23 protein-coding genes are annotated in these 23,007 nt (G+C 67.1%); 15 read left to right on the top strand and 8 right to left on the bottom strand.

The features are described from left to right. Nucleotides 1–16: 16 nt before the first annotated feature. Together GR168_RS19385 and GR168_RS19380 are read left to right on the top strand one after the other, a co-directional pair. Nucleotides 17–733 (top strand): class II aldolase/adducin family protein, encoded by a 717-nt coding sequence (locus tag GR168_RS19385; protein WP_159371466.1) that lies wholly within the window; start codon nt 17–19, stop codon nt 731–733. Nucleotides 734–758: 25 nt separating this feature from the next. Next, nucleotides 759–1,685 (top strand): ABC transporter substrate-binding protein, encoded by a 927-nt coding sequence (locus GR168_RS19380; RefSeq protein ID WP_159371465.1) that lies wholly within the window; start codon nt 759–761, stop codon nt 1,683–1,685. Nucleotides 1,686–1,691: 6 nt separating this feature from the next. Here the strand turns inward: GR168_RS19380 and GR168_RS19375 are convergent, their stop codons facing one another. Together GR168_RS19375 and GR168_RS19370 are read right to left on the bottom strand one after the other, a co-directional pair. Continuing rightward, nucleotides 1,692–3,239 (bottom strand): MFS transporter, encoded by a 1,548-nt coding sequence (locus GR168_RS19375; protein ID WP_159371464.1) that lies wholly within the window; start codon nt 3,237–3,239, stop codon nt 1,692–1,694. Next, the gene (locus tag GR168_RS19370) at nt 3,236–3,820 is read right to left on the bottom strand and encodes a TetR family transcriptional regulator (protein ID WP_159371463.1); all 585 of its coding nucleotides are present in this window, start codon (nt 3,818–3,820) and stop codon (nt 3,236–3,238) included. Before GR168_RS19370 ends, GR168_RS19375 begins: the two co-directional genes overlap by 4 nt. A 108-nt stretch (nt 3,821–3,928) precedes the next feature. On the opposite strand from GR168_RS19370, the gene GR168_RS19365 reads away from it, so the two are divergent. Together GR168_RS19365 and GR168_RS19360 are read left to right on the top strand one after the other, a co-directional pair. Further along, a complete protein-coding gene (locus GR168_RS19365; RefSeq protein ID WP_159371976.1) occupies nt 3,929–5,026 on the top strand; it encodes a GIY-YIG nuclease family protein in 1,098 nt (365 codons plus the stop codon). Nucleotides 5,027–5,122: 96 nt separating this feature from the next. After that, a complete protein-coding gene (locus GR168_RS19360; protein ID WP_159371462.1) occupies nt 5,123–5,938 on the top strand; it encodes an SDR family oxidoreductase in 816 nt (271 codons plus the stop codon). Between the two features lie 12 nt (nt 5,939–5,950). Here the strand turns inward: GR168_RS19360 and GR168_RS19355 are convergent, their stop codons facing one another. Next, nucleotides 5,951–6,673, bottom strand: a complete 723-nt coding sequence (locus GR168_RS19355; protein ID WP_159371461.1) for a hypothetical protein — start codon at nt 6,671–6,673, stop codon at nt 5,951–5,953. Between the two features lie 385 nt (nt 6,674–7,058). On the opposite strand from GR168_RS19355, the gene GR168_RS19350 reads away from it, so the two are divergent. The 3 genes from GR168_RS19350 to GR168_RS19340 all read left to right on the top strand — a co-directional run bounded on the left by GR168_RS19350 (nt 7,059) and on the right by GR168_RS19340 (nt 9,115). Further along, nucleotides 7,059–7,592, top strand: coding sequence for a hypothetical protein (locus tag GR168_RS19350; RefSeq protein WP_159371460.1), 534 nt, complete (start codon nt 7,059–7,061; stop codon nt 7,590–7,592). Between the two features lie 18 nt (nt 7,593–7,610). Then, nucleotides 7,611–8,147 (top strand): hypothetical protein, encoded by a 537-nt coding sequence (locus GR168_RS19345; RefSeq protein WP_238994942.1) that lies wholly within the window; start codon nt 7,611–7,613, stop codon nt 8,145–8,147. Between the two features lie 497 nt (nt 8,148–8,644). Then, nucleotides 8,645–9,115 carry a hypothetical protein gene (locus GR168_RS19340; RefSeq protein WP_238994941.1) on the top strand — a complete coding sequence of 157 codons (471 nt, stop codon included), beginning with the start codon at nt 8,645–8,647 and terminating at the stop codon, nt 9,113–9,115. A gap of 152 nt (nt 9,116–9,267) precedes the next feature. On the opposite strand, the gene GR168_RS19335 is transcribed toward GR168_RS19340, so the two are convergent. The 3 genes from GR168_RS19335 to GR168_RS19325 all read right to left on the bottom strand — a co-directional run bounded on the left by GR168_RS19335 (nt 9,268) and on the right by GR168_RS19325 (nt 11,102). After that, the gene (locus tag GR168_RS19335; protein ID WP_159371459.1) at nt 9,268–9,594 is read right to left on the bottom strand and encodes a hypothetical protein; all 327 of its coding nucleotides are present in this window, start codon (nt 9,592–9,594) and stop codon (nt 9,268–9,270) included. Between the two features lie 225 nt (nt 9,595–9,819). Continuing rightward, nucleotides 9,820–10,323 carry a hypothetical protein gene (locus GR168_RS19330; RefSeq protein WP_159371458.1) on the bottom strand — a complete coding sequence of 168 codons (504 nt, stop codon included), beginning with the start codon at nt 10,321–10,323 and terminating at the stop codon, nt 9,820–9,822. After that, complete coding sequence (locus GR168_RS19325) at nt 10,320–11,102, bottom strand: hypothetical protein (protein ID WP_159371457.1); 783 nt, start codon at nt 11,100–11,102, stop codon at nt 10,320–10,322. The genes GR168_RS19330 and GR168_RS19325 overlap by 4 nt, the downstream gene beginning before the upstream one ends. Before the next feature lie 511 nt (nt 11,103–11,613). Between GR168_RS19325 and GR168_RS19320 the strand changes: the two genes are divergently transcribed. Beyond that, on the top strand, nt 11,614–12,567 hold the full coding sequence (locus GR168_RS19320) for an adenylate/guanylate cyclase domain-containing protein (RefSeq protein ID WP_159371456.1): 954 nt from the start codon (nt 11,614–11,616) through the stop codon (nt 12,565–12,567). A gap of 326 nt (nt 12,568–12,893) precedes the next feature. On the opposite strand, the gene GR168_RS19315 is transcribed toward GR168_RS19320, so the two are convergent. Continuing rightward, nucleotides 12,894–15,131 carry an NADP-dependent isocitrate dehydrogenase gene (locus GR168_RS19315; RefSeq protein ID WP_159371455.1) on the bottom strand — a complete coding sequence of 746 codons (2,238 nt, stop codon included), beginning with the start codon at nt 15,129–15,131 and terminating at the stop codon, nt 12,894–12,896. 328 nt (nt 15,132–15,459) lie between these two features. After that, a complete protein-coding gene (gene sigK / locus GR168_RS19310) occupies nt 15,460–16,014 on the bottom strand; it encodes an ECF RNA polymerase sigma factor SigK (protein WP_159371454.1) in 555 nt (184 codons plus the stop codon). Between the two features lie 255 nt (nt 16,015–16,269). On the opposite strand from sigK, the gene GR168_RS19305 reads away from it, so the two are divergent. From GR168_RS19305 to GR168_RS19275, 7 genes are all read left to right on the top strand, one after another. Then, nucleotides 16,270–16,875 carry a DNA-3-methyladenine glycosylase I gene (locus GR168_RS19305; protein ID WP_159371453.1) on the top strand — a complete coding sequence of 202 codons (606 nt, stop codon included), beginning with the start codon at nt 16,270–16,272 and terminating at the stop codon, nt 16,873–16,875. 29 nt (nt 16,876–16,904) lie between these two features. Further along, complete coding sequence (locus GR168_RS19300; protein WP_159371452.1) at nt 16,905–17,651, top strand: Asp/Glu/hydantoin racemase; 747 nt, start codon at nt 16,905–16,907, stop codon at nt 17,649–17,651. Further along, complete coding sequence (locus GR168_RS19295; protein WP_068971209.1) at nt 17,648–18,043, top strand: PPOX class F420-dependent oxidoreductase; 396 nt, start codon at nt 17,648–17,650, stop codon at nt 18,041–18,043. Before GR168_RS19300 ends, GR168_RS19295 begins: the two co-directional genes overlap by 4 nt. Before the next feature lie 246 nt (nt 18,044–18,289). Beyond that, nucleotides 18,290–18,388 (top strand): potassium-transporting ATPase subunit F, encoded by a 99-nt coding sequence (locus tag GR168_RS19290; RefSeq protein ID WP_083229393.1) that lies wholly within the window; start codon nt 18,290–18,292, stop codon nt 18,386–18,388. A gap of 4 nt (nt 18,389–18,392) precedes the next feature. Then, nucleotides 18,393–20,198 (top strand): potassium-transporting ATPase subunit KdpA, encoded by a 1,806-nt coding sequence (kdpA, locus tag GR168_RS19285; protein WP_159371451.1) that lies wholly within the window; start codon nt 18,393–18,395, stop codon nt 20,196–20,198. 44 nt (nt 20,199–20,242) lie between these two features. Further along, nucleotides 20,243–22,357: a potassium-transporting ATPase subunit KdpB gene (gene kdpB, locus GR168_RS19280; protein ID WP_238995103.1), complete on the top strand. Its 2,115-nt coding sequence runs from the start codon at nt 20,243–20,245 to the stop codon at nt 22,355–22,357. Nucleotides 22,358–22,361: 4 nt separating this feature from the next. Beyond that, entirely contained in the window at nt 22,362–22,997 is a 636-nt protein-coding gene (locus tag GR168_RS19275) for a potassium-transporting ATPase subunit C (RefSeq protein ID WP_068971212.1), read from the top strand. The last annotated feature ends 10 nt before the right edge of the window (nt 22,998–23,007 follow it).

Below are 23,007 nucleotides of genomic sequence, written 5' to 3'. Positions count from 1 at the left end.
CATCGTAAGGAGAGACATGACCACCGTAGAAACCGGACTCGATCGCGAGGTCGCCGACTTCGTCGCCGAGGTGACCGAGCACGCGCAGAAGGCATTCGATGTCTTCCGGACCACCGGAACGGTGTCGGCGAACGGGACCGCCAACTTCGTCGAGCGTGTACCCGGTCGCGAGATCGCCGTCGCGCTGAACGACCCCGGCCCCTGGGCCGACGACCTGACCGTCCACCCCGTGGTGGCGACCTTCGACGGTGAGATCCTGTCCGGTTCGGGCGCAGCGGGTTTCGTCACCTCGTACGCCGCGGTGTTCCGGGCCCACGAGGACATCACGACCGTCGTGCACATCCACACGCCGTGGCTCGGGGCTTGGGCGCAGACCCACCGGACCCTACCGATCCGGTACGCCGCCTCGCAGCGGCTCACGCTGTCCCGCGAGATCCCGCCGCACATCAACCGCCACCAGCCGGCGTCGGAGTTCATCCTCGAACGGCTGCAGGAGGATCCGCATCTCGCCGCCATCTTCGAGGCCAACGGCGGGTCCAACGTGATCGGACGACGGGGTCTGCTGGACACCGCGAAGTTCATCGTGCTGCTGGAGGAGGGCGCGCAGTTCCAGGCGATCGCCGAAGGGCTGGGCGGATCGGTGGAGTTCCACCCCACCAACCTCGAGGTGCAGTGGAAGCGCAGCGGCCTGCTCGCCGAGGCGCGCGAACGCGGTCTCATCGCCGAACTCTGATCACCCACTTCCACAAGGAGAACGCATGACCATCCGCGTTGGTTACTTCCCGCACAACAACTCCCTGTTCGTGCTCCGGCACCGGGGCATCCTCGAACAGCGCATCGACGTCGAATGGGTCGACCTGCGAAAGCTGCCCGCGAGTCCGGAGCCGGACCCGACCACGGGTCTGCCCACCCTGCACTCGGACTGGCTGTTCACCGAGGGCGGGTACGACTTCATCGGCACGGGTTTCACGCCGCCGATCACCGGCCTGGCGCAGGGCCGTGACCTCGTGTACGTCGGGGTGTCCGGGCCGCGCACCGAGAACGGGCGCCTCGTCGTGAAGGCCGACTCCGACATCGACTCGGTGGCCGCACTGAAGGGCAAACGGGTGGGCATCGCCCACGGTTCGTGGCAGACGACCCTGCTGCTGTTCGCACTCGACTCGGTCGGACTGACCTGGCGCGACATCGTGCCCGTCAACACGTCGGTCACCGACGGCGCCGACTCGTTCCGCAGCGGTGAGATCGACGCCTGGGTGGGCGCCTACCCGGGCCTCACCGCCGTCGAACGCGACCTCGAACTCCGGACCCTCATCGACACCGAGGGACTGTTCAGCCACCCGTCGCTGTGGTTCACACGACGCGACTTCGCCGAACAGCACCCTGCGGAACTGGCCGCCATCGTCGACGCGCTGCACGAGTCGGATCAGTGCATCGTCGACCATCCCCGCGAGGCCGCCGAGTACTTCGTCCGTGACGTCGTCGACCGCGGCGGGGACGCCAGCCTCGACGCCTGGGAAGCCGCCATCCGCAACCGGCCCTACGGAATCGGGCCCGTCACAGACGATTTCCTCAACGAGCAGCAGCGCGCCGCCGACCTCCTGCACGCCAACGGTCTGCTGCCGCGACCGGTCCAGGTGCGGGACGCAGTCCTCCCGTCCGTCGAGGCGGTGGTCACCGCCCCGTGACAGGCGTCAGTGCTGCGCGGCCGTCACATCAGTGCCGCGCGGCACGAGCGCGAAGACGGCCACGGCGACGGCGACGAGCGTGACCCCGCCGACCAGGCTCGTCTGCTGCATGGCGTCGGTGAACGCGGCCGCCGCCCGCTCCGCGAGGCCCGGTGCCCCGGCGGCTTCGGCGAGACCCATGGCGGCGCCGAGGGATTCGGCGGCCGCGTCGGTCACCTCGGCGGGCACGCCGGGGACGGACTCGGCCGTCAGCGTGGTCCGATAGAGGATCGACGCCACGCTGCCGAGGATCGCGACACCGAGCACATTGCCCAGGTCGTAGGCGGTCTCTTCCAGCGCGGCGGCGTTGCCCGCCTTGGCATCCGGGGTGCCGGCCATGATCATCGCCGACGCGATGGCCAGTGATCCGATGCCGAATCCGACAAGCACCTGAGCGGTCGCGACGGTGCCGTAGTCGAGTCCGTCGGAACCGAGGAACATCAGCGCCATCCCGACGCCGGCGATGCCGATGCCGCCGGCCACGACGGCTCGGGCTCCGATCATCCGGGAGAGCGGGGCGGCGATCATCGAGGACACGATCGCCGCTCCCGCCACCGGCAACAGCCGCACACCGGCCGCGATCGGGGAGTGGCCCTCGACCAACTGGAGCCACTGTGCCAGCAGCAACAGCGCCGCCGCGAGTCCGAACATCGAGCCGAGCGCGGCGAGAACACCCGCACTGAACGGCCGGCTGCGGAACAACGAGACGTCGAGCAGCGGCTCGGTGCGTCGCATGCAGCGTCGGACGAACAGGGCCAGGATGAGGACCGCGCCGATCAGGGCCACCCAGGCGGCCGGTGCGAGGAGGCTCTCCTCCTTGGCGAACCGCTTGATGGCCCAGACCAGGGCGACCATGCCGGCGATCGACATCAGCGCACCGACGGCGTCCCACCGGCCCGGCTGCGGGTGCTTCGACTCCGGCAGGATCAGCACGGCGGCCACGATGGCGACCGCCATCAGCGGGACGTTGACGAGGAACGCGGCGCGCCACGAGAAGTACTCGAGCAGAACCCCGCCGACGATCGGGCCGACGGCCGCGCCGAGGCCCGACACCGCGGCCCAGAGCCCGAGGGCGGTCGCACGCTCGGCCGGGTCGGTGAAGATGCTGCGCAGCAGGGACAACGTGGTCGGCATGATCATCGCGCCGCCGACGCCCAGCAGCACCCGCACCGCGATCACTGCCTCGGGTGACTCGGCCAGCAGGACCAGTGCCGAGGCCCCGCCGAACACCGCGAAGCCGATGACCAGCATCCGTTTTCGGCCCCACCGGTCGGCCAGTGAACTCATGGAGAGCAGCAGGCCGGCCAGGACGAGCGAGTAGGCGTCGATGATCCACAGCTGCTGATCGGCGGTCGGGCGCAGGTCGCCGGCCAGGTCGGGGAGTGCGACGTTGAGGATCGTGAGGTCGACGGTGATGACCAGCAGGCTGGCCGACAACACGGCGGCCGACGCCCATCGGCGCCGGAAGGACAAGCCGTCTGCGCTGGTGGTCTCGGTGGCGGATCGCTGGGTCATCGTCGGCTCCGGTCGTGCTCGGGGGAGGGCAGCCCGGTCAGGGCCGTCAGGGTGGCGGTCAGGTCGTCGAGGGACAGCGGCGTCCCGTAGAGGAGTGCGTGCATGGCCACGCCGTCGGTGTACGCGGCGATCGCGCGAGCGGCCGTCTGCCCGACGTGCGGGATGAGGATCTCGACCACCCCGTCGGGCCAGCGAACCGCGAGCGGGCGGAGCGCGGGATCGAGGACGGCGGCCGACACGAGCGCGAGGTCGGCGCGGATCAACCGCTCGTCGGACAGATAGTCGTGGAGCGTCTCGGCGAAGACCGCCGCGGCCGGGCCGTGTTCGGCGAGGGTCTCGGCCACCTCGGCCAGGCCGGAGTCGATGTCGTCGGCCAGGCGGGCGAGCGCTGCCTCGCGCAGATCGTCGAGCGTGGCGAAGTACTGCGTTGTCGAACCGAGCGGCACACCGGCACGTTTAGCGACGAGCCGGTGGGTGAGCCCCTCGGAGCCCACCTCGGTGATGAGCGTGGCGGCGGCCTCGACAATGGTGCGTCGCCGTTCCTCGGGATCTCGTCGGCGGCGGGGCGCTGCCTCCGTCATGACTGTCCTCTCAAGCTAATGTACGGATGTACATGTACAAACGTACACTAGCGCTTCGCGGGTTTGCCTGTCGAGTGCTGGCATCATGCGACCATGGCGGTGAACAGGATCGATGCGGTCGAGCTGCCCCGGACGGCGCTCGGCGACTTCTTGGCGTCGTCGGCGTTCGCGGAGATGCTCGACCCGGACGACGAGCGCACGTCCTCCCGCGGTGCTGCGGCCCGACGCGCCGAGGTCGCCGATGTGGTGCGCGCCGTCGACCGTTTCGCCGGCCGGCGATTCGTCGACCGGGAGCGCGCCGGCGAGGTCGTCTTCGGCGGGATCACCGCCGGGGGGCTCGGGGTCCGCCCTTCGGTGGTCGACGAGGTCCTCGCCCTGCTGCGGCCGGTCGGTGTCCCCGCGCCCGGTGCCCCGAAACCTGTTCCCCACGAAGCGCAAACGGTGCTCGGTAGCTACGTCTATGCACTGGTCGATCCGCGTGACGCCACGGTGTTCCACGTCGACGCCGGCCGCGGGAACCGCGTGTACCGCCACACCGCCGCCGCGCTGGCGGGCGACGCACCCGACCCCGCCGACATCGTCGGCGACGACGATCCGGCCGAGGTCGCGGCTGCCATCTCCGAGCGCATCCGCGACATCGACGCCGACGGGTTCGGCGTCGAACACTGGATTCTGCGGTACGACGTCGGTTCCGTCGATTCGGCTGCAGCGCACGCGCTTTCGCTACGACGCACGGTAGTCGACGTCGTCGCTCTGGCCAAATCGGAACTTCCGGAGACGCCGGATGCACAGGGGCCGTGGCGCATCGAGGAGCTGATCCTGCGACATGCGGCGCCGGTGTCGCCGCCGTTGCCCGACGTGTGCGTGCTGGTGAAGGTCGACGAGTCCGCCCGCAGCGACGCCACTGCCGAGGTGGTCTACGAATCCGCTCGCAGCGCTTGGCGTGCGGGGCCGCACCGGACCGTCCCCGATCTACCGGTGCTGGTGTTCGCCGACGATCTCGTCCGGGCCGTCCACCGTGTCGACTACTGGGAGTCCTACCGCGACGCCGAGGGAAACCTGGATCCGAAGCGGTGGGTGTACACCGGGAAACCCGACGCCGAACTCGAGGCCCGATATGTGGGTACCAGCTTGCGCGAGGTCCGGCAAGAACGCGGCGGAAAGTGGAATCCGTCCGGCTGGCACCCGTACGGACACGTTCCCTGAGCCTGTTCGTTGAAACAAAATCGCCTGTCGTGATCCGACGAGGGACGCGCGGTCTGGTACTACTCGCGGCATCGTCCATCGACAGAAAGCCGGCGCATGTCCTCGGATCGACGCAGTTCATTCGACCACCGCACCGCCCTGATCACCGGCGCCTCCGCCGGGATCGGCAAGACGTTCGCGGAACAACTCGCCGCGGAAGGGTACGACCTACTGCTGGTCGCCCGTCGGGCCGAACGGCTCGACGAGTTGTCCGAGCGACTACATCGCGAGCACGGCGTTCGCTGTGAGGTGTTCGCCGGGGATCTGTCCGAACCCGGCACGCCGGCCGCGATCATCGAGCGCGCCGATGAACTCGGGCTGGACATCGACGTGCTGATCAACAACGCCGGTATGTCGCTGAGCACCAAGTTCGCCGAGACGCCGTGGGAGGAGGTCGGAGGGCAGCTGCAGTTGATGCTGACCTCGTTGACCGAGCTGTCCCACCGCGTGCTCCCGGGGATGAAGAAGCGCCGGTGGGGGCGGATCGTGAACGTCTCGTCCATCACGGCTCTGCTGCCTCCCGCGGAGGGCCTGCTCTACTCCGCGATCAAGTCGTATGTGCTGTTGATGTCCCAGTCCCTGGACATGGAACTGAAACCGCACGGCATCCACGTGACGGCGCTCTGTCCCGGTTTCACCAGGAGTGAATTCCACGATGCGATGGGGGCGGAGACCCGCGAGACCGCCGATCGCCTGCCCGGTGTGTTGTGGCAGGAGCCCGAGGACGTCGTGCGCGAGGGGTGGAACGCGGTGATGAAGGGCGACGCGGTGTGCGTGACCGGCATGGTGAACAAGCTGGTCACGACGGCCGTGCGTCCCATTCCGCCGGGTATCCAGTACTTCCTCGGCCGGACGCTCAATCCGTTCAAGTAGACGCCGGGCGGCTCACTTCTTGGTGCGCCGACTCCCGCCGTGCCAGTCCTCCTCGACACCCGCCTCGCCGTCGGTCACTCCGAAGGCCCGCAGTTGTGGCTTCTCCCGCAGGCTCCGCTTGAGCTCGGCGAAACCGGGGAAACTCGCCAGGCCGATCACGTGGTCCCACAGGACGACCGCGTCGTCGTCACCGGGTAGACGGCTGATGACGGGCCCGAAGAATGCAACTCCCTCGGGCGGCTGGAAGTGGATGATCGGCGTGCCGACGTCGCGACCGGTCAGCGACAGGGCCTCGTCGGTCTCGGTTTGGATCTCCGCGTCGAACTCGGCATCGTCGAGGGCGTCCAGGTGGTGCGCGGGTAGCCCGAGCTCATCCAGCACGGGCCCGAGGAACTCCGCGGTACCGCGGAAGTCGGTGGCGTCGACGGTGTAGGAACCGGTGTGCGCGTCGAAGATTTGTGTACCCAGCGCCTCGTAGAGCGGGCCGATGGCGGCCGGTCCGTGTTCGCGGCGGATGCTCGCCGCCGCGCGCAGGAGGCGGAGTCCGGCGGTGTGCCCGGCCTCGTACTCCGGCGGGAACTGCGCGTCGTAATCGACGTGTGCGTTCAGCAGACGTAGCGAGATGAACCGCCATTCCACCGTGTAGTCCCGCTGGGCCTGTACCTTTCGCACCCATCTGCTCGTCATCCACGCGAAGGGGCACACGGGATCGAAGTAGAAGTTGACGTCGGCCATGATCTCGACGGTAGACGGCGGGACAGTCCTAGGTGTCGGCAGAAGCCGCGAACAACCGGTCGCCTAACCGGTACCGCTCGACTGAGTGTCTGGTGAGCCTGTGACGGGCTCGTTGGCGGGGAGGAGGTGCTGCACAGTAGCGAGCGACGGCCGCTCGAGTGGACCGGTGTAGAGCTCGAGTGCCCAAGTCATACACGCCCCGTAATCAGCCGGGGTGGGCGAAGCCGAAGCTGAAGAAGAATGGTTCAGGCGGACCACTGCGAGACCAATCTCATTCGTTCACCTCCGGCAGGACCGGAGCCGGCGCGGATATCGAGGTCAATCGGAGTACGGGTCAGGTGGAACGATTGCGGAGTAGTAGCGGTCTGCGAGAGAAGGAGTGACGGTGGAAGGGTTCTTCGTGCTGCTCACGCCACCGGTCGCCCTCGCGCTCATGTTCTGGGCGTGGACCATCTGGCTATCCTTCAGAGCCGCTGGCCGAAACATCCAACGATCTTCGGCCGCAGTTTCTGCGGTGCTGGCGATCTGCGGGGCAATTGCTTTCCTCGCGTTGACCAGTCTCGACGATTACAACGACTACCCCGGTCACACGTGTTCGGTGCGTGATGGGTTTGTACCCGTCGGCTTTCCCCCTGAGCAGCTACCACCGCCGCCTCCAGACGTGGTGAGCACATTCCATCCCAGCCTCGACTGGTCTCACCGATTCGAGCTCCTTCCCCTCGGCGTGCGCTGCACCTACTGGATTCGAGACGACCCCCGCATCACAATGAGCACCCACAGCCCCTGGCCGTACTCGGTGTGCAGCTACGGAGCGCTCGTCGTTGCCTTCGTCCAGGCCATCCGAGTCGTCAATCCCGACCTGCTCAGACGCGGTGCGCCGCCGCGGCCAGCGCGTGCAGGTGATGGCGGGCAGATGTAGGCGTGCCACAGTTGATGAGTGCGTACCAAGGTGTTGTTTTTCTGGGTGCTCGGTGGAATCATCACCGCCTTCGCCGCCGCGATCGTGCTCATCGGTGCCGCTGGTTGGCTCACTCTTCGCTCGTCGTGGTTCGAGGACAGCCTGTCCAAGGTGTCGGTCACAGAAGACGCCGACGGGGCTGAACGGATCGCCGAAGCCATGGGTGTTCACCTGAACGACAGCGCCATCAACTACGGGGAAGTGACATCGCAGTTGCAAGGCAAACCGAGTGCTTACCTCGTCGTGAAAGCGGACGGTGCGATGTTGCGCGACAGGATCATTCGGCAGTCACGGCTGCACTGTGCGACCACCGATCCGCCGAATATGGCGTCGATGCGCTCACCGTCGAGGCACGGCCCGCCGCCCTCACCGACTCTGATGGCATGTGGCCGGCCGGCTGGCGACTACAACGACCCGGCGTCAGCGGGGGAGTGGGGCGGTCATCTCACCGTCTGGTTCGACCCCCAGGCGGGTGACCGCAGCACTTGGCTCTACATTTTTGCCGCCCCATTCTGATCGCACGGGTGCAGCACGCCTGTCGTCAACAACGTCTCGTCGCCTGGACATCCAGTAACTGGCCGGGCAGGCACTCCGGCTTACACCTTCATCCCCGAGTAGCTGCGCCTCGCTGAGCGCGACCGGTACCTCTTGGTCGCCGACGACATGCGCCCAGGCGAGAAACGCGGCTAGAGCCCGGAGTTCGACACAGTCGAGGCCGACGACGAGACCACGTCGTGGCGAAGCCTCCGCGTGCTTCTACATCAACTCGCTACCGCCATCGAGGGTTGACGCCCTTTCAACCACTGACGACCCGACCTCGGCACCGGCACCGGCACCTTGCACTGGACACTCGACCCACCAAAGACCCCACGCCATGGTGTGATTGACCCGTGGTGCTGAAACCGTGCGAGACCTCTCGAGCTGCTGCCTGGATCGCGAACTCGGAAGAGCCCTGGCAGGATCTCGTCGGGTTCGGCACTCCAGGGTTCGAGGCGTACGCACGATTGCGGTTCATGCCTGACCCCGACGGGCAAGACAACCCTGGTGACCCGGACGAGCCCACTGACCAGGCCAAAGCCGGCAGTCTGTGCGAACTCTTGCACTCTGCAACTGGCACGCCGGACGACTGCTATTTTGCGATCTGGGAGGGCTGGCCAGATACTTCCGCGGTTATGCGCCAGAGCGCTCGATTGCGCATCCCGAACCGGACCTACTACCTCCTGCACGGCCCGCTGTCGGACTTCGGACGCTGGGGTGTGCGAGAGACGGGGCACAATCCGGCAGCATTTGTGTGGCCAGCTGATCACGCGTGGTGCATCGCCTCCGACGTTGACGACCACTGGGCGGGTATCGGCGCGAACACAAAGACGATCGCCGGCCTACTGGCCGAATCAGACCTCGACATCGTCACCGCCGACCCCGACTGTGGTGCCCCCGCCCAATACGCCGCGCCCAGGCGGTACTTCAAGGACCGTAGGTTGTGAAACCGTGTGGGACCCGCTGACCTACTGATCGCAATCGCCCTCAACTGTCACCACCACTCGGCGAGTGCGCCGAGACGGGACGTCTCGCAGTTGCACTGAACTGCAACTCACTCCGCCCGCTGAGCGCCGATCTTGGGCGCGCCAACGCGCATTCACACCTCACGGACCGCGACGCCAACCAGAACCAACATGAGGGAGACTGCGTTGTCCGGGACCACCCACTCGATCCCACCCGGAGTGGCCAGCACAAACAGGGCCAGCGCCACGAAAGGCGCTACCACGGTGACGATGCCGGGGATCAGACGTCGGACTGCACACGCATCGACCACCGCAGCAAAGGCGACGAACGCTACGAGCGCGTAGACCGCCGGGTCCAGCCACCACGGCGGAGCAGGTGGCCCAACGATGTCGACAAAGCCTGCACCGGTGGTGGGTGTAGATCGTCCGTCCGTCAAGTCCTCTGCCGACGAAAGAAGCATCGAGCGCCTTGAACTCCATCCACCAGGTGATTCCGCCCGCGAACAACACGGCGACCACAGACACCCATCACATGAGGTCGCGCATCGGTTCACGACCCCAGAGTCGCAATGGGTCCTTCCGGCAGAGCAATTCGTCATGTGGCGGATGGCTATGTCACTACGCACCCCAACATGCCTGTGCAGCTCCGAAACTCATCTACTGACAACTTGTGCATGTCGAACTGGTTATGCAAAACCGACTTTCAAGGTATTGAAGCGCGAATGGTGTTCATCCGGGATGTCACCGGTCGGGGCGTGATGCGGCGGTCCCACGTAACGTACGTCGAACCATCCGGGGTGCAGTGTCGGTGCGAGGTGGCGACGCTGGGTGAGGTGACCGGCTCGGTCTAGAAGGCGCAGGTGTCCGCTGGGACTGGTGCGGTAGTCGAGCCAGAGGTATCGGTCCCACATCAGGCAGCCGTGTAGCAGCGTGCGGCCGGGGGTGTGGTCGCCACGCAGAAGGGTGGTGAATCCACCGCCCAGTTCGGCGACCCATTCAATCTGGTCGCCGGACCCATCGCTGCGACGAACAGTGGCTGGGACGTATGAGCACACCGAGACGGGTACCGGATGGTGCTCGATGATGCCGGCGGCTGCGTCGACCCAGTATGTGGTGGGTGCGAAGACGTCGCCAGGCTCGGGGCTGTCGGGGAACGGCTCAAGGTCTTCGAGAAGCCACAGTTGGGTCATGACGACTCGTCGAGGACCAGGACGATGAACATGTCGTTGGTGATGGCCGACGTGGAGGCACCGGCTGGTGCCCGCCGGAAGGCGATGATTCCGGCCGGGCCGATCCGTCGGTCGAAGACCGCTTCCTTGACCTGGCGCGTGACCCCGGTGACGAGTCCGCCTGATCCGGGCGGCCGGTTGGCGATCTGTGCGGTGGGGTCGTCGAGGTCGACGGTGATCCGTTCCCCGCAGTCGGGAACTGTGGGTCCGAAGAACTCCGGGGGTGCGGTGATGTTGACTGTGCGCCGGGCGATTGCCTGTTCTGCTCGGTAGTCGGCGATCTGTTGCGGGGTGGGTTCGACCAGGACGAGGTCGGTCAGAGTCACCACGGCCCCGCCGGGTTCGAATGCGCCCGCCGGGGTGACCAGGGCTTCGGGAAACCTCTCGACCCGCTCGACCGGTTGGAGGGTTTCACCGGCCGTGGGATCGGCGGCTGAGCCGAGGTAGATCTGGCTGACACTCGTGACGGTCCCGGTGGCCTCGACACCGGGTGCCCCGACGGGGTGCCAGGACAGCCACAACCCGACCGGCTGGTCGAGCGGGCCGGCGTCGGTCGAAGTCCACTGCGCGACACCGCCAACGAACGCTATGAGGCCGCGGTCGCGGTCCCACCTGGTCACATTCACCGGCGACCGGTCGGCCAGGGTGGGGTAGGCAGCGAGCGTTCCGTTGATTGTCTCTCCGACCGCGGGAGGTGTACGACAGCATCCGTACTCGAACGCGTCGATCCGAACAGTCACCGGCGGGGGTGTAATCACCATAGTCACCGGGAGTTAGGCGATCCGCAGCACGACGGCGGCGGGTCCCAGTGCACCTGAGCACTAACTGTACGTCCCCACACCCGGCGTCGTCCATTCCACGACACCCACCAGCGCATCACCAGCGCGGCGACAAGTGGTGCGGCACTGAGCAAGACACCGAGAGTCACAGGGGGCCACACGCCGTAGGCCGACCACACCGGGTCATCGCAGGTCGCGCCTGGGCGAACGCCAGGCTCGTCCAATTCGCCGATCTTGCCGCACGACATCGACGACCACCCAGCAGGCTCGAAAGCGTTCCACAGCGCGAACGCCAGGGCAAGCACCCCCAAGGCCACCCATGCCGCCCGCACCAACTTCATGGGCCGCACGCTACCTGCTCAGAACGCACTACGGATGGTACAAAGGCCGTTACATCAGCGTTTGCGGAACGGTGTCACCGAGGCCGCGGCGGTGTCGGTCTCGCGATGAGCGGGGCCACTAGACTCGAGGCGTGACCGGAGCCGACGATTCGACACGTGACCGCGACCGCGACGGTCTCCCGGATCCCGGTCCGACCGACGACGATGCGACATCCGACGCGGACGGCCCGGACGAACCCTCCGCAGCGAACGATAGGACCGGTGGGTCGACCCGTCGTCGGGGCGACCGGCTTCCCGTCCGACGCGACGATCCCGACCGTCCCGGACCCGGGCGCCGGATGGCCGACCTGCTGGCCCGCACCGACTCCAGAGCCGGGGTCGTCAAGGCGGCTCGCGCCGCACGAGATCTGATCCCGCACGACGAGAACCCGATCACCGGGCCGCGTGCATCCGACCGCGTGGCACGCCTCATCAGCGAGTCCCGGCCCGAGAAACCCAGTGCCATACGAGAGCTCGGCCTCGCATCGATCCAGGTGTGGCAGGCGTTGGTGACCACACGACGTCATCGATCCGAACGCACCCCAGTCCCCGCCACCATCTTGTTCACCGATCTCGTCGGATTCTCGACGTGGGCCCTGCATGCCGGAGACGACCAGGTCCTCCAACTCCTGCGCGACGTCAACGGCGTCACCGAGAACATCGTGCGCAGCCGCGGCGGACGCATCGTCAAACATCTCGGCGACGGGACGATGGCCGTGTTCATCGACGGTGTCAAAGCGATCGAGGCCGGTCACGAGGTGATCGTCGCCGTGAGTGCCCTGACGGTCGGGGACTACCGGCCACAGCTGCGAGCCGGTCTCCACACCGGCGAACCGCGGGCGGTCGGTGACGATTTCCTCGGTGTCGATGTGAACGTCGCCGCTCGGGTCGCGGCAGCGGCGGGAGCCGGTGAGCTGTTGGCCAGCGGAGCGACCGTCGAGGCCGCCGGCGCCGATCGGTACGCCACTCGTCGTCGGCGATTCCGCGCCAAGGGGGTACCGCGCGACATCGAGGTGTTCTCCGTCGTGCCCCGCTACTCCGACTGATCGATCCCCGACCTGTTTGCTAGCAGCGTGTGTACGCCGAAGAGATCGAGAGGACTACGTGCGGCCGCGCCGAGCTTTACGGGCCGATGACGCGTTGCCTGTGCCCGCCGACACGCACGATGGGCGCACGACGGGCCGTGACCACCGCACGACTGGTCAACCCCGGCTGCGGCTCCCGCCCCTCGAGGGTCTTGTCGATCGCACGCACTACTCCACGGTCCGAATGTTGTTGACGCGACGGGCATCTGCGGCCAGCGTCTGATCCAGTTCGAATGGGTCTGATGAGTCGGCGTGGGCCTCACTCGAGACCCACGCCGACTTCCAAATCAGCGCTGCGCGTTCGCGAGTGCCTCGTTGAACGTCGTGCTCGGACGCATGACGGCGGCGGTCTTGTCCCAGTCGGGGTAGTAGTAGCCGCCGATGTCGACCTGCTCGCCCTGCACCGCGTTGAGCTCCTCGACGATCTTGTCCTCGTTGGCCGCGAGGGTTTCGGCCAGCGACGAGAAGTGCTTCGCGAGCTCGTCGTCCTCGGTCTGCGCGGCGAGTTCCTGAGCCCAGTAGAGCGCCAGGTAGAACTGGCTGCCGCGGTTGTCGAGTTCGCCGGTCTTACGCGACGGTCCCTTGTCGTTCTCGAGCAACTTGCCGGTGGCGGTGTCGAGGGCCTTCGCCAGGATGACGGCGCGCTTGTCGTCGAACTTCTTGCCCACGTCCTCGAGGCTCACCGCGAGCGCGAGGAACTCGCCGAGCGAATCCCACCGGAGGTGGTTCTCCTCGATGAGCTGCTTGACGTGCTTCGGTGCCGAGCCGCCCGCGCCGGTCTCGTAGAGTCCGCCGCCGGCCATCAGCGGGACGATCGACAGCATCTTGGCGCTGGTGCCGAGTTCCAGGATCGGGAACAGGTCGGTCAGGTAGTCGCGCAGGATGTTGCCCGTGGCCGAGATGGTGTCCAGGCCGCGGACGACGCGCTCGAGGGTGTACCGCATGGCGCGGACCTGCGACATGATCTGGATGTCGAGGCCCTCGGTGTCGTGATCGGGAAGATACTTGTGGACCTTCTTGATCAGCTCGTTCTCATGCGGGCGGTACGGGTCGAGCCAGAAGAGCACCGGCATCCCGGAATCGCGGCACCGGTTCACGGCCAGCTTGATCCAGTCCTGGACGGGCGCGTCCTTGACGATGCACAGACGCCAGATGTCGCCCTCTTCGACGGTCTGGGTGAGCAGCACCTCGCCGGTCTCCAGATCGGTGATGTTGGCGGTGCCGCCCGCGGGGACCTCGAAGGTCTTGTCGTGCGAGCCGTACTCCTCGGCCTTCTGCGCCATCAGACCGACGTTGGGCACCGTGCCCATCGTCGTGGGATCGAACTGTCCGTTGGTCTTACAGAAGTTGATCATCTCCTGGTAGATGCGGGAGAAGGTCGACTCCGGGTTGACGGCCTTGGTGTCCTTGAGCCGGCCATCGGCGCCGTACATCTTGCCGCCCGCGCGGATCATGGCCGGCATCGAGGCGTCGACGATGACGTCGCTGGGGGAGTGGAAGTTGGTGATGCCGCGGGCCGAGTCGACCATCGCCAGCTCGGGGCGATGCTCGTGGCACTTGTGCAGGTCGTCGATGATCTCCTCGCGCTGCGCGCTGGGCAGCGACTCGATCTTGCTGTAGAGATCCGACAGCCCGTTGTTGACGTTGACGCCGAGCTCGTCGAAGAGTTCGCCGTGCTTCTCGAAGGCCTCGCGGTAGAAGACCTTGACCGCGTGCCCGAAGACGATCGGGTGCGAGACCCGCATCATGGTGGCCTTGACGTGCAGCGAGAACATCACGCCGGTCTTGTAGGCGTCGTCGATCTGTTCCTCGTAGAACTTGATCAGGGCCTTCTTGCTCATGAACATGCTGTCGATGACGTCACCGTCGGTCAGCGTGACCTCGGGCTTGAGCACGAGGGTCTCGCCGGAGTCGGTGATCAGCTCCATCTTGACCTTGCGGTCGCCGGAGACGGTCATCGACTTCTCGCCGTGGTAGAAGTCGCCTTCGCGCATGTGGGCGACGTGGGTGCGCGAAGCCATCGACCACTCACCCATGCTGTGCGGGTGCTTCTTCGCGTACTCCTTGACCGCCTTCGGTGCTCGACGGTCCGAGTTACCTTCGCGCAGAACGGGGTTCACGGCGCTACCGAGGCACTTGGTGTACCGGTCGCGAATCGCGCGCTCCTCGTCGGTCTTCGGGTTGCCCGGGAAGTCGGGCAGGTCGTAACCCTTGCCCTGGAGCTCCTTGATGGCGGCGAGCAGCTGGGGGACCGACGCGGAGATGTTGGGGAGCTTGATGATGTTGGTGTCGGACTTCTGGGTCAGCTTGCCGAGCTCGCCCAGGTTGTCGGTGACCTTCTGGTCATCGGGCAGGAGGTCGGAGAACTCGGCGAGGATGCGAGCCGCGACGGAGATGTCGCTGGTCTCGACGGCGATCCCGGCCGCCCCGGCGAACGTGCGCACGACCGGCAGAAACGCGTGAGTGGCGAGCATGGGTGCCTCGTCGGTCAGCGTATAGATGATGGTCGGCTGTTCGGCACTCATGCGATGTGTTCTCGATTCTGTCTTGGTCGACGCGTTTGTGTGTGCGGCCTTGTGGGTCCGGTTTTACCGATATCACGACGGGGATGGACTCGCGTGACATCCACCCATGATTTTGCCTGCCCGGGCCGGGCAGCGGGAGACGTGGTCGGTGGATTCGCGTCGAACGCCAGGTGGTAACGGCTGTGACCTGGCCTGCGTCCCAAAATTTGTGTGGTCGACGCCACAGTCGGTTCGCTCGGGGTGCCGACATGAGTCGACCCCACTCGGTTGGCGGGTGATCGCCGTCGAGCGGGGCCGGTCGGGACGGTGGAGCTTGGTGCGGGTGAAGTCAGGCGACGCGAACCGGCACGGTCTGCCGGAGCCTGATCAGGCCGTCCCGGATGCGGGACTTGACGGTCGGCAGGGCGACGTCGAGATGTTCGGCGACCTCGCGGTAGGTGAGCCCATGGAAGTAGGCGAGCTCGATCGCCTGGCGCTGCAGCGGGGTGAGGGTTTCCAGGCCGGTGTGGATCAGGCGGGCGATCTCGCGTCGCTCCACCGATTCGCTGACCTCGTCGACCTCGCGACCGGTGTCGGCGATGCCGTAGGCGACGGTCCGGCGGGTCGCCGCCGACTCGGAGCGCACGCGATCGACCGCGCGACGATGCGCGAGAGTGAGAATCCACGACAGTGCGGAGCCGGACGCGGGATCGTAGGCGTCGGCATTGCGCCAGACCGCCAGGAACGTCTCCTGGGTGGCCTCCTCGCTGTAGCCCGGATCGCGGAGGACCCGCAGCGTCATGCCGTAGACCCGGTCACACGTCGCGTCGTAGAACTGCGCGAACGCGTCCACGTCGCCGGTGGCCACCCGGGCGAGGAGAGTGCTCAGTTCGGTGTCTTTCATCACGAAGCTCCTTGCCGCAGATGGATTGTCCCGCTCTCGGGGCTCACGTCGGGCGGCACTGCGCCGGGTGGCCGAGTTGCGATGTGTCCAACGCTAGGCCCCGCGCTGCGCAAAGTGATCATCGCGACACACAACGGGACGCTTTCGCAATACTTGGTAACGGGGAGATAACGGCGGCGCAGGCGCCCTCCGAACCGCCGGTGAGCTGGGATGTCGGTGTCGCGGAGTAGCCTCCTCGCGACGAGAGGGGCGTGCATGCCTGACGACACCATAACGATCGCCGACGGTCGAGCGCGTTGCCTGTGGGCGGCGCGTGAGCCGGAGACCACCTACCACGACACGGAGTGGGGATTCCCGATCGCCGGCGACACGGCGCTGTTCGAGCGTGTCTGCCTCGAGGGTTTCCAGTCCGGGCTGAGCTGGCGGACGATTCTGATCAAGCGGGAGAACTTCCGGGCCGCGTTCGCGGGGTTCGACATCGAGCGAGTGGCACGCTTTACCGACGCCGACGTCGCCAGGCTGCTCGCCGACGCCGGCATCATCCGACACCGCGGCAAGATCGAGGCATCGATCAACAATGCTCGCCGGGCCGTCGAACTGATCGACGAGCAGGGGTCGCTGGAGTCCTATTTCTGGAAATACGCCCCCGCCGGGGACCACGTGCCGGGTTCGATGACGACCTCGCCCGAGTCGCTCGCTCTGTCCAAGGACCTGAAGAAGCGCGGCTGGCGGTTCGTCGGTCCGACCACGATGTTCGCCCTCATGCAGGCGACGGGCATGGTCAACGACCACGCCTACGGCTGCGTGGTCCGCGAGGACGTGGATGCGGCGCTGCGCAAGGCGAGCCCGCACAAATTGTAGACAATCCGACAATGTGCCATCATCCGTGCATGACGGCCCAGATCGGTATCGGGATGGTGTGCCCGTTCGACATGGCTCTCGATCGTGAGCTGTGGCGGTGGATGCCGGACTCCGTGTCGCTGTACTTCACCCGCACCGGCTTCATCGACGCGCCGGTCGACGTCGAACTGTGTTGGGACCTGAACAATCACGCCGAGATCGCCGCCGCGGTGCGCGCCGTCTCCTCGGTCGGACCGCGTGCGTTCGGCTACGCCTGCGCGTCGGGCAGCTTCGTCTACGGGATGGCGGGCGCCCTCGAGATCTCGAACTGCATGGTCGCGGCCGGTGCCGACCGGGCGGTGACGACGTCGGAGGCACTGATCCGTGCGCTCGATGTACTGGGCATCGGTACGCTTTCGGTCGCGACGCCCTACACGGCGAACCTCACCGCTCTGCTGTGCGACTTCCTCGCCGAATCAGGCCGGAGCGTCGTGGCGCAGGCCGGGCTCGGCCGCGACCACGAGATCTGGACGATTCCCTACCACGTGACCGCCGACCTGATCCGCGCCGCGGACCATCCCGATGCCGACGCGATTTTCGTGTCCTGCACCAACCTGTGGACCTACGACATCCTCGCCGGCCTCGAAGCCGAGCTCGGCAAACCGGTCCTCTCGGCGAATCAGGTCACCGCCTGGGCGACCCTGTGCGACGCCGGGGTTCTCGGTGAGATCAACGGGCCCGCCGGCTCGTCGGACGGCCATGCGCAGACACTGTTTGCCCGTAGCATTGCCGCATGACCTCGAGCGCGGCGACATTCGGCGAAGCAGGCACCGCCAAGTACGTGAATCTGACGACCTACCGCAAGGACGGCACCGCGGTGACCTCGCCGCTGTGGGCGGCGCTCGACGGCGACCAACTCGTCATGTGGACCGTCGCGGATTCGTGGAAGGTCAAGCGCCTGCGACGCGATCCGCGCGTCGTCGTGCAGGCCTGTGACGTCCGGGGCCACAAGACTTTCGGTGCACCCGTCAGCGGCACCGCCGAGGTGCTCGACGCCGCGGACAGCGGCCGCGTCAAGAAGGCCATCGCCGACAAGTACGGACTCCTCGGCAAGATCACCATGCTCGGCAGCAAGCTCCGCCGGGGCGATCACGGCAGCGTGGGGATCGTCATCACGCCTACGGCGTAGCAACCCGCGCCGCTCCGCGCGGATGTCAACGCCGCATCAATAACGGCGTGGCCCGCGTATGGAAAGTGTTAAGAGCTCTTTCGCGGCCCGTCGGGCTGCGTGATCCTTCGACGTGGCCACCGAGTGGTGGACGTCGATGTGATCGGAGAGTGACTGCGTGGCGGACCTCGTGTACGTGCTGCCGGCCCTCGCAGGGTTCGCCCTGTGCGTGCTGGCGGTGCGAGCCCTCGATGTGCGGACCAAGTCGTGACCGCCGACGGGGTGACCAACGTCGTGCTGCTGGCCCTCGCCGCCGCGACCGTGGTGTTCCTGCTCGTCGCGCTGGTGTTCCCGGAGAGGTTCTGACGCCGTGAACACAACTGTTGCGGGACTGCTGCAGGTGGCCGCGCTGGTCGTCATCCTTGCCGTTGCCTACGTCCCCCTGGGCGATTACATGGCACGCGTCTACACCGGTGAGAAGGACCTTCTCGTCGAGCGCGTCCTCTACCGGATGGCGCGGGTGGACCCCCGCCGCCAGCAGACCTGGGTGGGTTACGCCCTTGCAGTGCTGGCCTTTTCGCTGATCTCGTTCCTCGTCGTCTACCTGCTGCAGCGTCTGCAGGGGGTGTTGCCGTGGTCCGACGGTAAATCCGGTGTGGCCCCGTCGATGGCGTTCAATACCGCGATCTCCTTCGTCAGCAACACCAACTGGCAGTCCTTCTCGCCCGAAGTGGTGATGAGCAACCTGACACAGATGCTCGGCCTCGCCGTCCAGAACTTCGTCTCGGCAGCGGTGGGACTGGCGGTCGCGATCGCGGTCATCCGCGGGATCGTGAGCCGCCGCGGAACCGGCGAGATCGGGAACTTCTGGGTGGACCTGGTGCGCGGATCGGTCCGAATCCTGTTGCCGCTCAGTCTCGTCCTCGCGACACTGCTGATCACCCAGGGGCTGGTGCAGTCCTGGCACACCGGGTTCGGGTGGACCACCCTCGACGGTGCCGACGCGCGGAGCATGCTCGGCCCGTTCGCCTCGCAGGAGGCCATCAAGGAACTCGGCACCAACGGCGGCGGGACACTGGCGGCGAACTCGGCACACCCGTTCTCCAACCCGACGCCTTTGTCGAACCTGCTGGAGATCGCCGCACTCCTGTTGATCCCGGTCTGCCTGACGCGCACCTACGGAAGGATGGTCGGCGACCGCCAGCAGGGACTGACGCTGCTCGGCGTGATGGCCGCGATCTGGTCGCTGATGCTCACGCTCGTGTGGATCTTCGAGAGCCGCACCCCCGGAAGCGCTTCCGCGGCCGCCGGGGGGATGATGGAAGGCAAGGAGGTCCGGTTCGGCATCCCCGGATCGGCGCTGTTCGCGGTGTCGACCACCGGCACGTCGACCGGCGCGGTGAACTCCGCGCACGACAGTTTCTCGGCGGTCGGCGGCGGCGCCGTCCTGTGGAACATGCTGCTCGGTGAGGTCGCACCCGGCGGTGTGGGATCGGGTCTGTACGGCATCCTCGTGATGGCGATGATCACCGTCTTCATCGGTGGTCTGCTCGTCGGGCGCTCGCCCACCTTTCTCGGTAAACGCATCGGACAGCACGAGATCACGATGGCCGCGCTGTACGTGCTGGTGATGCCGGCGCTCGTGTTGATCGGCACCGGGATCTCCATGATCCTGGGATCGACGACGCAGGCGCAGGGCAACAGCGGAGAGCCGGGCACTCCGGGCTCGATCCACGGGTTCAGCGAAGTCCTGTACGCGTACGCGTCGGCGGCGAACAACAACGGCAGTGCGTTCGGCGGGCTCACGGTGACCGGTGACTGGTTCCAGGCCTCGCTCGGCATGGCCATGCTCGTGGGCCGTTTCCTGCCCATCGTGCTGGTGCTCGCGCTGGCCGGGCTGCTCGCCCGGCAGACGCCGCGCGGTGGTGACGCCCGGTCCGGGGACCCCGCGCGACCGTCGGCCGCCACCGGGGACCGAGTCGGCGGCGCGTCGACCGCGGTTCTCACCGTCCCTGCCGAGACCGCCACCGATGACGTTGCGGCGGAGACGCGTTCGACCCTGCCCACCTCCGGACTCCTGTTCGGATTCCTTCTGACCGCGACCATCGTGCTCGTCGCCGGTCTCACCTTCTTCCCGGCCATGGCGCTGGGACCGATTGCCGAGGCACTGCTGTGACCACACAACTCGTCACCTCCGACGATCCTGACAAGACGAGCGTCGTGGATCCCATCGACGCCGAGCCGACGCTGGTGTCGCGCGGCGCCTTCGACGTGCGTTCGCTGGTGACGTCGATGCCGCTGGCACTGCGGAAGCTCAGCCCGCGCGATCAGGCCCGGAACCCGGTGATGTTCGTCGTGTTCCTCGGAGCCGTCGTCACCACCCTGCTCGCGATGCTGCGGCCATCCTGGTTCAGCTGGACCGTCGCCGCCTGGCTGTGGTTCACCGTCCTGTTCGCCAACCTCGCCGAAGCCGTCGCCGAGGGACGTGGCCGGGCGCAGGCCGACAGTCTGCGAAAGGTGAAGCGGGACACGGTCGCTCGTCGGCTCCGCGCCGACGACGACGTCACCGGGGTCGGGGCGACCGAGGAGGTCGCCGGCAGCGACCTGCGGATCGGCGACCTTGTCGTGGTCGAGGCGGGGGAGGTCATCGCCGGTGACGGCGACGTCGTCGACGGGATCGCCACCGTGGACGAGTCGGCGATCACCGGCGAGTCGGCGCCGGTCGTCCGCGAATCCGGTGGCGATCGCTCGGCGGTCACCGGCGGAACCGTGGTGCTCTCCGACCGCATCGTCGTCCGGATCACCACGGCGCCGGGGGAGACCTTCGTCGACCGGATGATCGCGCTCGTCGAGGGCGCCGCGCGGACGAAGACCCCCAACGAGATCGCGCTTGACATCCTGCTGACGAGCCTGACGGTGATCTTCCTCCTCGCGGTCGTCGCTGTCTCGCCGATGCAGGAGTACGCCGGGCAGTCCCCCGACCCGGTGAAACTGATCGCGCTGCTGGTGTGCCTCATACCGACGACCATCGGCGCCCTGCTCAGCTCGATCGGCATCGCCGGCATGGATCGGCTGGTGCAGCGCAACGTCCTGGCCATGTCGGGGCGCGCGGTCGAGGCGGCCGGCGACATCGACACACTCCTGATGGACAAAACCGGGACCATCACCTACGGCAACCGGCGCGCCACCGATCTGTACGCGGCCCCCGGGGTGTCCGTCGACGAACTGGCACGAATCGCCCACCGCTGCAGTCTCGCCGACGACACCCCCGAGGGACGCAGCATCGTCGAACTCTGCCGGACCGCATACGGGGTGGCCGCCGACGCGGAGACGGGCGCAGACCGTCCGGTCAGCGACACGATCATCCCGTTCACCGCGCAGACCCGGATGAGTGGTGTGGACTCCCGGGCCGATGGTGTGACAAACGGCGGGGCCACGGTCGAATACCGCAAGGGCGCCGCCGATGCGGTCACCCGGTGGGTCACGGCCGGAGAGGGCGTTGTCGACGACACGGTCGCCGCCGACGTGGAACGGATCTCGTCGGCGGGTGGCACACCCCTGGTGGTCGGCGTCCGTGCCCACGGGCAACCGGCCCGGGTCATGGGCGTGATCGCCTTGTCCGACGTGGTGAAGCCCGGCATGACAGCGCGGTTCGCGCAGCTCCGCGCGATGGGCATCCGCACCGTGATGGTCACCGGCGACAACCCGCTCACCGCCCGGGCCATCGCGACCGAGGCCGGTGTCGACGACTTCGTCGCCGAGGCCACACCCGAGCAGAAGCTGGATCTCATCCGCTCGGAGCAGGCCGCCGGGCGTCTGGTCGCGATGACCGGCGACGGTACCAACGATGCACCGGCGCTGGCGCAGGCCGACGTGGGGCTGGCGATGAACACCGGGACCTCGGCGGCCAAGGAAGCCGGCAACATGGTGGATCTCGACTCCGACCCGACGAAACTCATCGAGGTCGTCGGCATCGGCAAGCAGTTGCTGATCACCCGAGGTGCCCTGACGACGTTCTCGCTCGCCAACGACCTCGCGAAGTACTTCGCGATCCTGCCCGCGATGTTCACCGCCGTCTATCCACAACTCGACGCCCTGAACATCATGGGCCTGCATTCGGCGCAGTCGGCGATCGTGTCCGCGGTGATCTTCAACGCACTGATCATCGTGGCGCTCATCCCGCTGTCGTTGCGCGGCGTGCGCTACCGGCCGGACTCGGCGTCGAAGTTGTTGGGCCGCAACCTACTCGTCTACGGAATCGGTGGGGTGGTCACGCCGTTCGTCGGCATCTGGCTGATCGATCTCCTCGTTCGTCTTCTTCCGGGAATGGGATGACGTCATGAACACAGTCTGGTCCGGCTTCGTCCGGCAATGCGTCGCCGCCGCGGGCATGATCCTCGGTCTCACGCTGATCCTGGGCCTCGCCTATCCGGCTGCCGTGTGGGCGATCTCGCGGGTGAACACCGACGGGGCGGAGGGCTCGCGGGTGTTCGATACCGCGGGATGTGCGGTCGGCTCGACGCTGATCGGTGTCGACCCGCAGGTCGAAGCGGGTGCGCCCGATCCGTATCTGCATGCTCGGGTCGTGGGCGCCCCGGGTGAGCCGATGGCGACCGGGGACCCGGCAGCGTCCGCGGCGACCAATCAGGGGCCCAACAGCGAGGCCCTGCTGACCAACGTCACCGCGCGTCGCGCGCTGATCGCCGCACGGGAGGGAGTGACACCCGCGCAGGTGCCCGCCGACGCGGTGACCGGGTCGGGGTCGGGACTCGACCCGCACATCAGTCCCGCCTATGCCGGGCTACAGGTCGCCCGGCTCGCGCGCGAGAACCGTCGGTCACCCGCGGAGATCGAGGCGGTCATCGACGCGCACACCGAGGGTAGACAGTTCGGATTCCTCGGTGAGCCCCGCGTGAACGTCCTCGAGGTGAACCTCGCGCTGGGGCACGCGCCGCCCGGCTGTCGCGCCCCGTGAGCGCGGTTAG

It is taken from the genome of Gordonia sp. JH63 (assembly GCF_009856645.1).
In the GTDB taxonomy this organism is placed as follows: Bacteria; Actinomycetota; Actinomycetes; order Mycobacteriales; family Mycobacteriaceae; genus Gordonia; species Gordonia hongkongensis.
This window is presented reverse-complemented; position numbering and strand designations above follow the sequence as displayed.

Coding starts and splice junctions, on each gene's coding strand:
- GR168_RS19355 (WP_159371461.1), bottom strand. CDS start 6,673: ATGGCCGACGTCAACTTCTACTTCGATCCCGTGTGCCCCTTCGCGTGG.
- GR168_RS19340 (WP_238994941.1), top strand. CDS start 8,645: ATGCCTGACCCCGACGGGCAAGACAACCCTGGTGACCCGGACGAGCCC.
- GR168_RS19315 (WP_159371455.1), bottom strand. CDS start 15,131: ATGAGTGCCGAACAGCCGACCATCATCTATACGCTGACCGACGAGGCA.
- GR168_RS19375 (WP_159371464.1), bottom strand. CDS start 3,239: ATGACCCAGCGATCCGCCACCGAGACCACCAGCGCAGACGGCTTGTCC.
- GR168_RS19335 (WP_159371459.1), bottom strand. CDS start 9,594: ATGCTTCTTTCGTCGGCAGAGGACTTGACGGACGGACGATCTACACCC.
- sigK (WP_159371454.1), bottom strand. CDS start 16,014: ATGAAAGACACCGAACTGAGCACTCTCCTCGCCCGGGTGGCCACCGGC.
- GR168_RS19380 (WP_159371465.1), top strand. CDS start 759: ATGACCATCCGCGTTGGTTACTTCCCGCACAACAACTCCCTGTTCGTG.
- GR168_RS19300 (WP_159371452.1), top strand. CDS start 16,905: ATGACGGCCCAGATCGGTATCGGGATGGTGTGCCCGTTCGACATGGCT.
- GR168_RS19360 (WP_159371462.1), top strand. CDS start 5,123: ATGTCCTCGGATCGACGCAGTTCATTCGACCACCGCACCGCCCTGATC.
- GR168_RS19275 (WP_068971212.1), top strand. CDS start 22,362: ATGAACACAGTCTGGTCCGGCTTCGTCCGGCAATGCGTCGCCGCCGCG.
- GR168_RS19305 (WP_159371453.1), top strand. CDS start 16,270: ATGCCTGACGACACCATAACGATCGCCGACGGTCGAGCGCGTTGCCTG.
- GR168_RS19330 (WP_159371458.1), bottom strand. CDS start 10,323: ATGACCCAACTGTGGCTTCTCGAAGACCTTGAGCCGTTCCCCGACAGC.
- GR168_RS19385 (WP_159371466.1), top strand. CDS start 17: ATGACCACCGTAGAAACCGGACTCGATCGCGAGGTCGCCGACTTCGTC.
- GR168_RS19295 (WP_068971209.1), top strand. CDS start 17,648: ATGACCTCGAGCGCGGCGACATTCGGCGAAGCAGGCACCGCCAAGTAC.
- GR168_RS19370 (WP_159371463.1), bottom strand. CDS start 3,820: ATGACGGAGGCAGCGCCCCGCCGCCGACGAGATCCCGAGGAACGGCGA.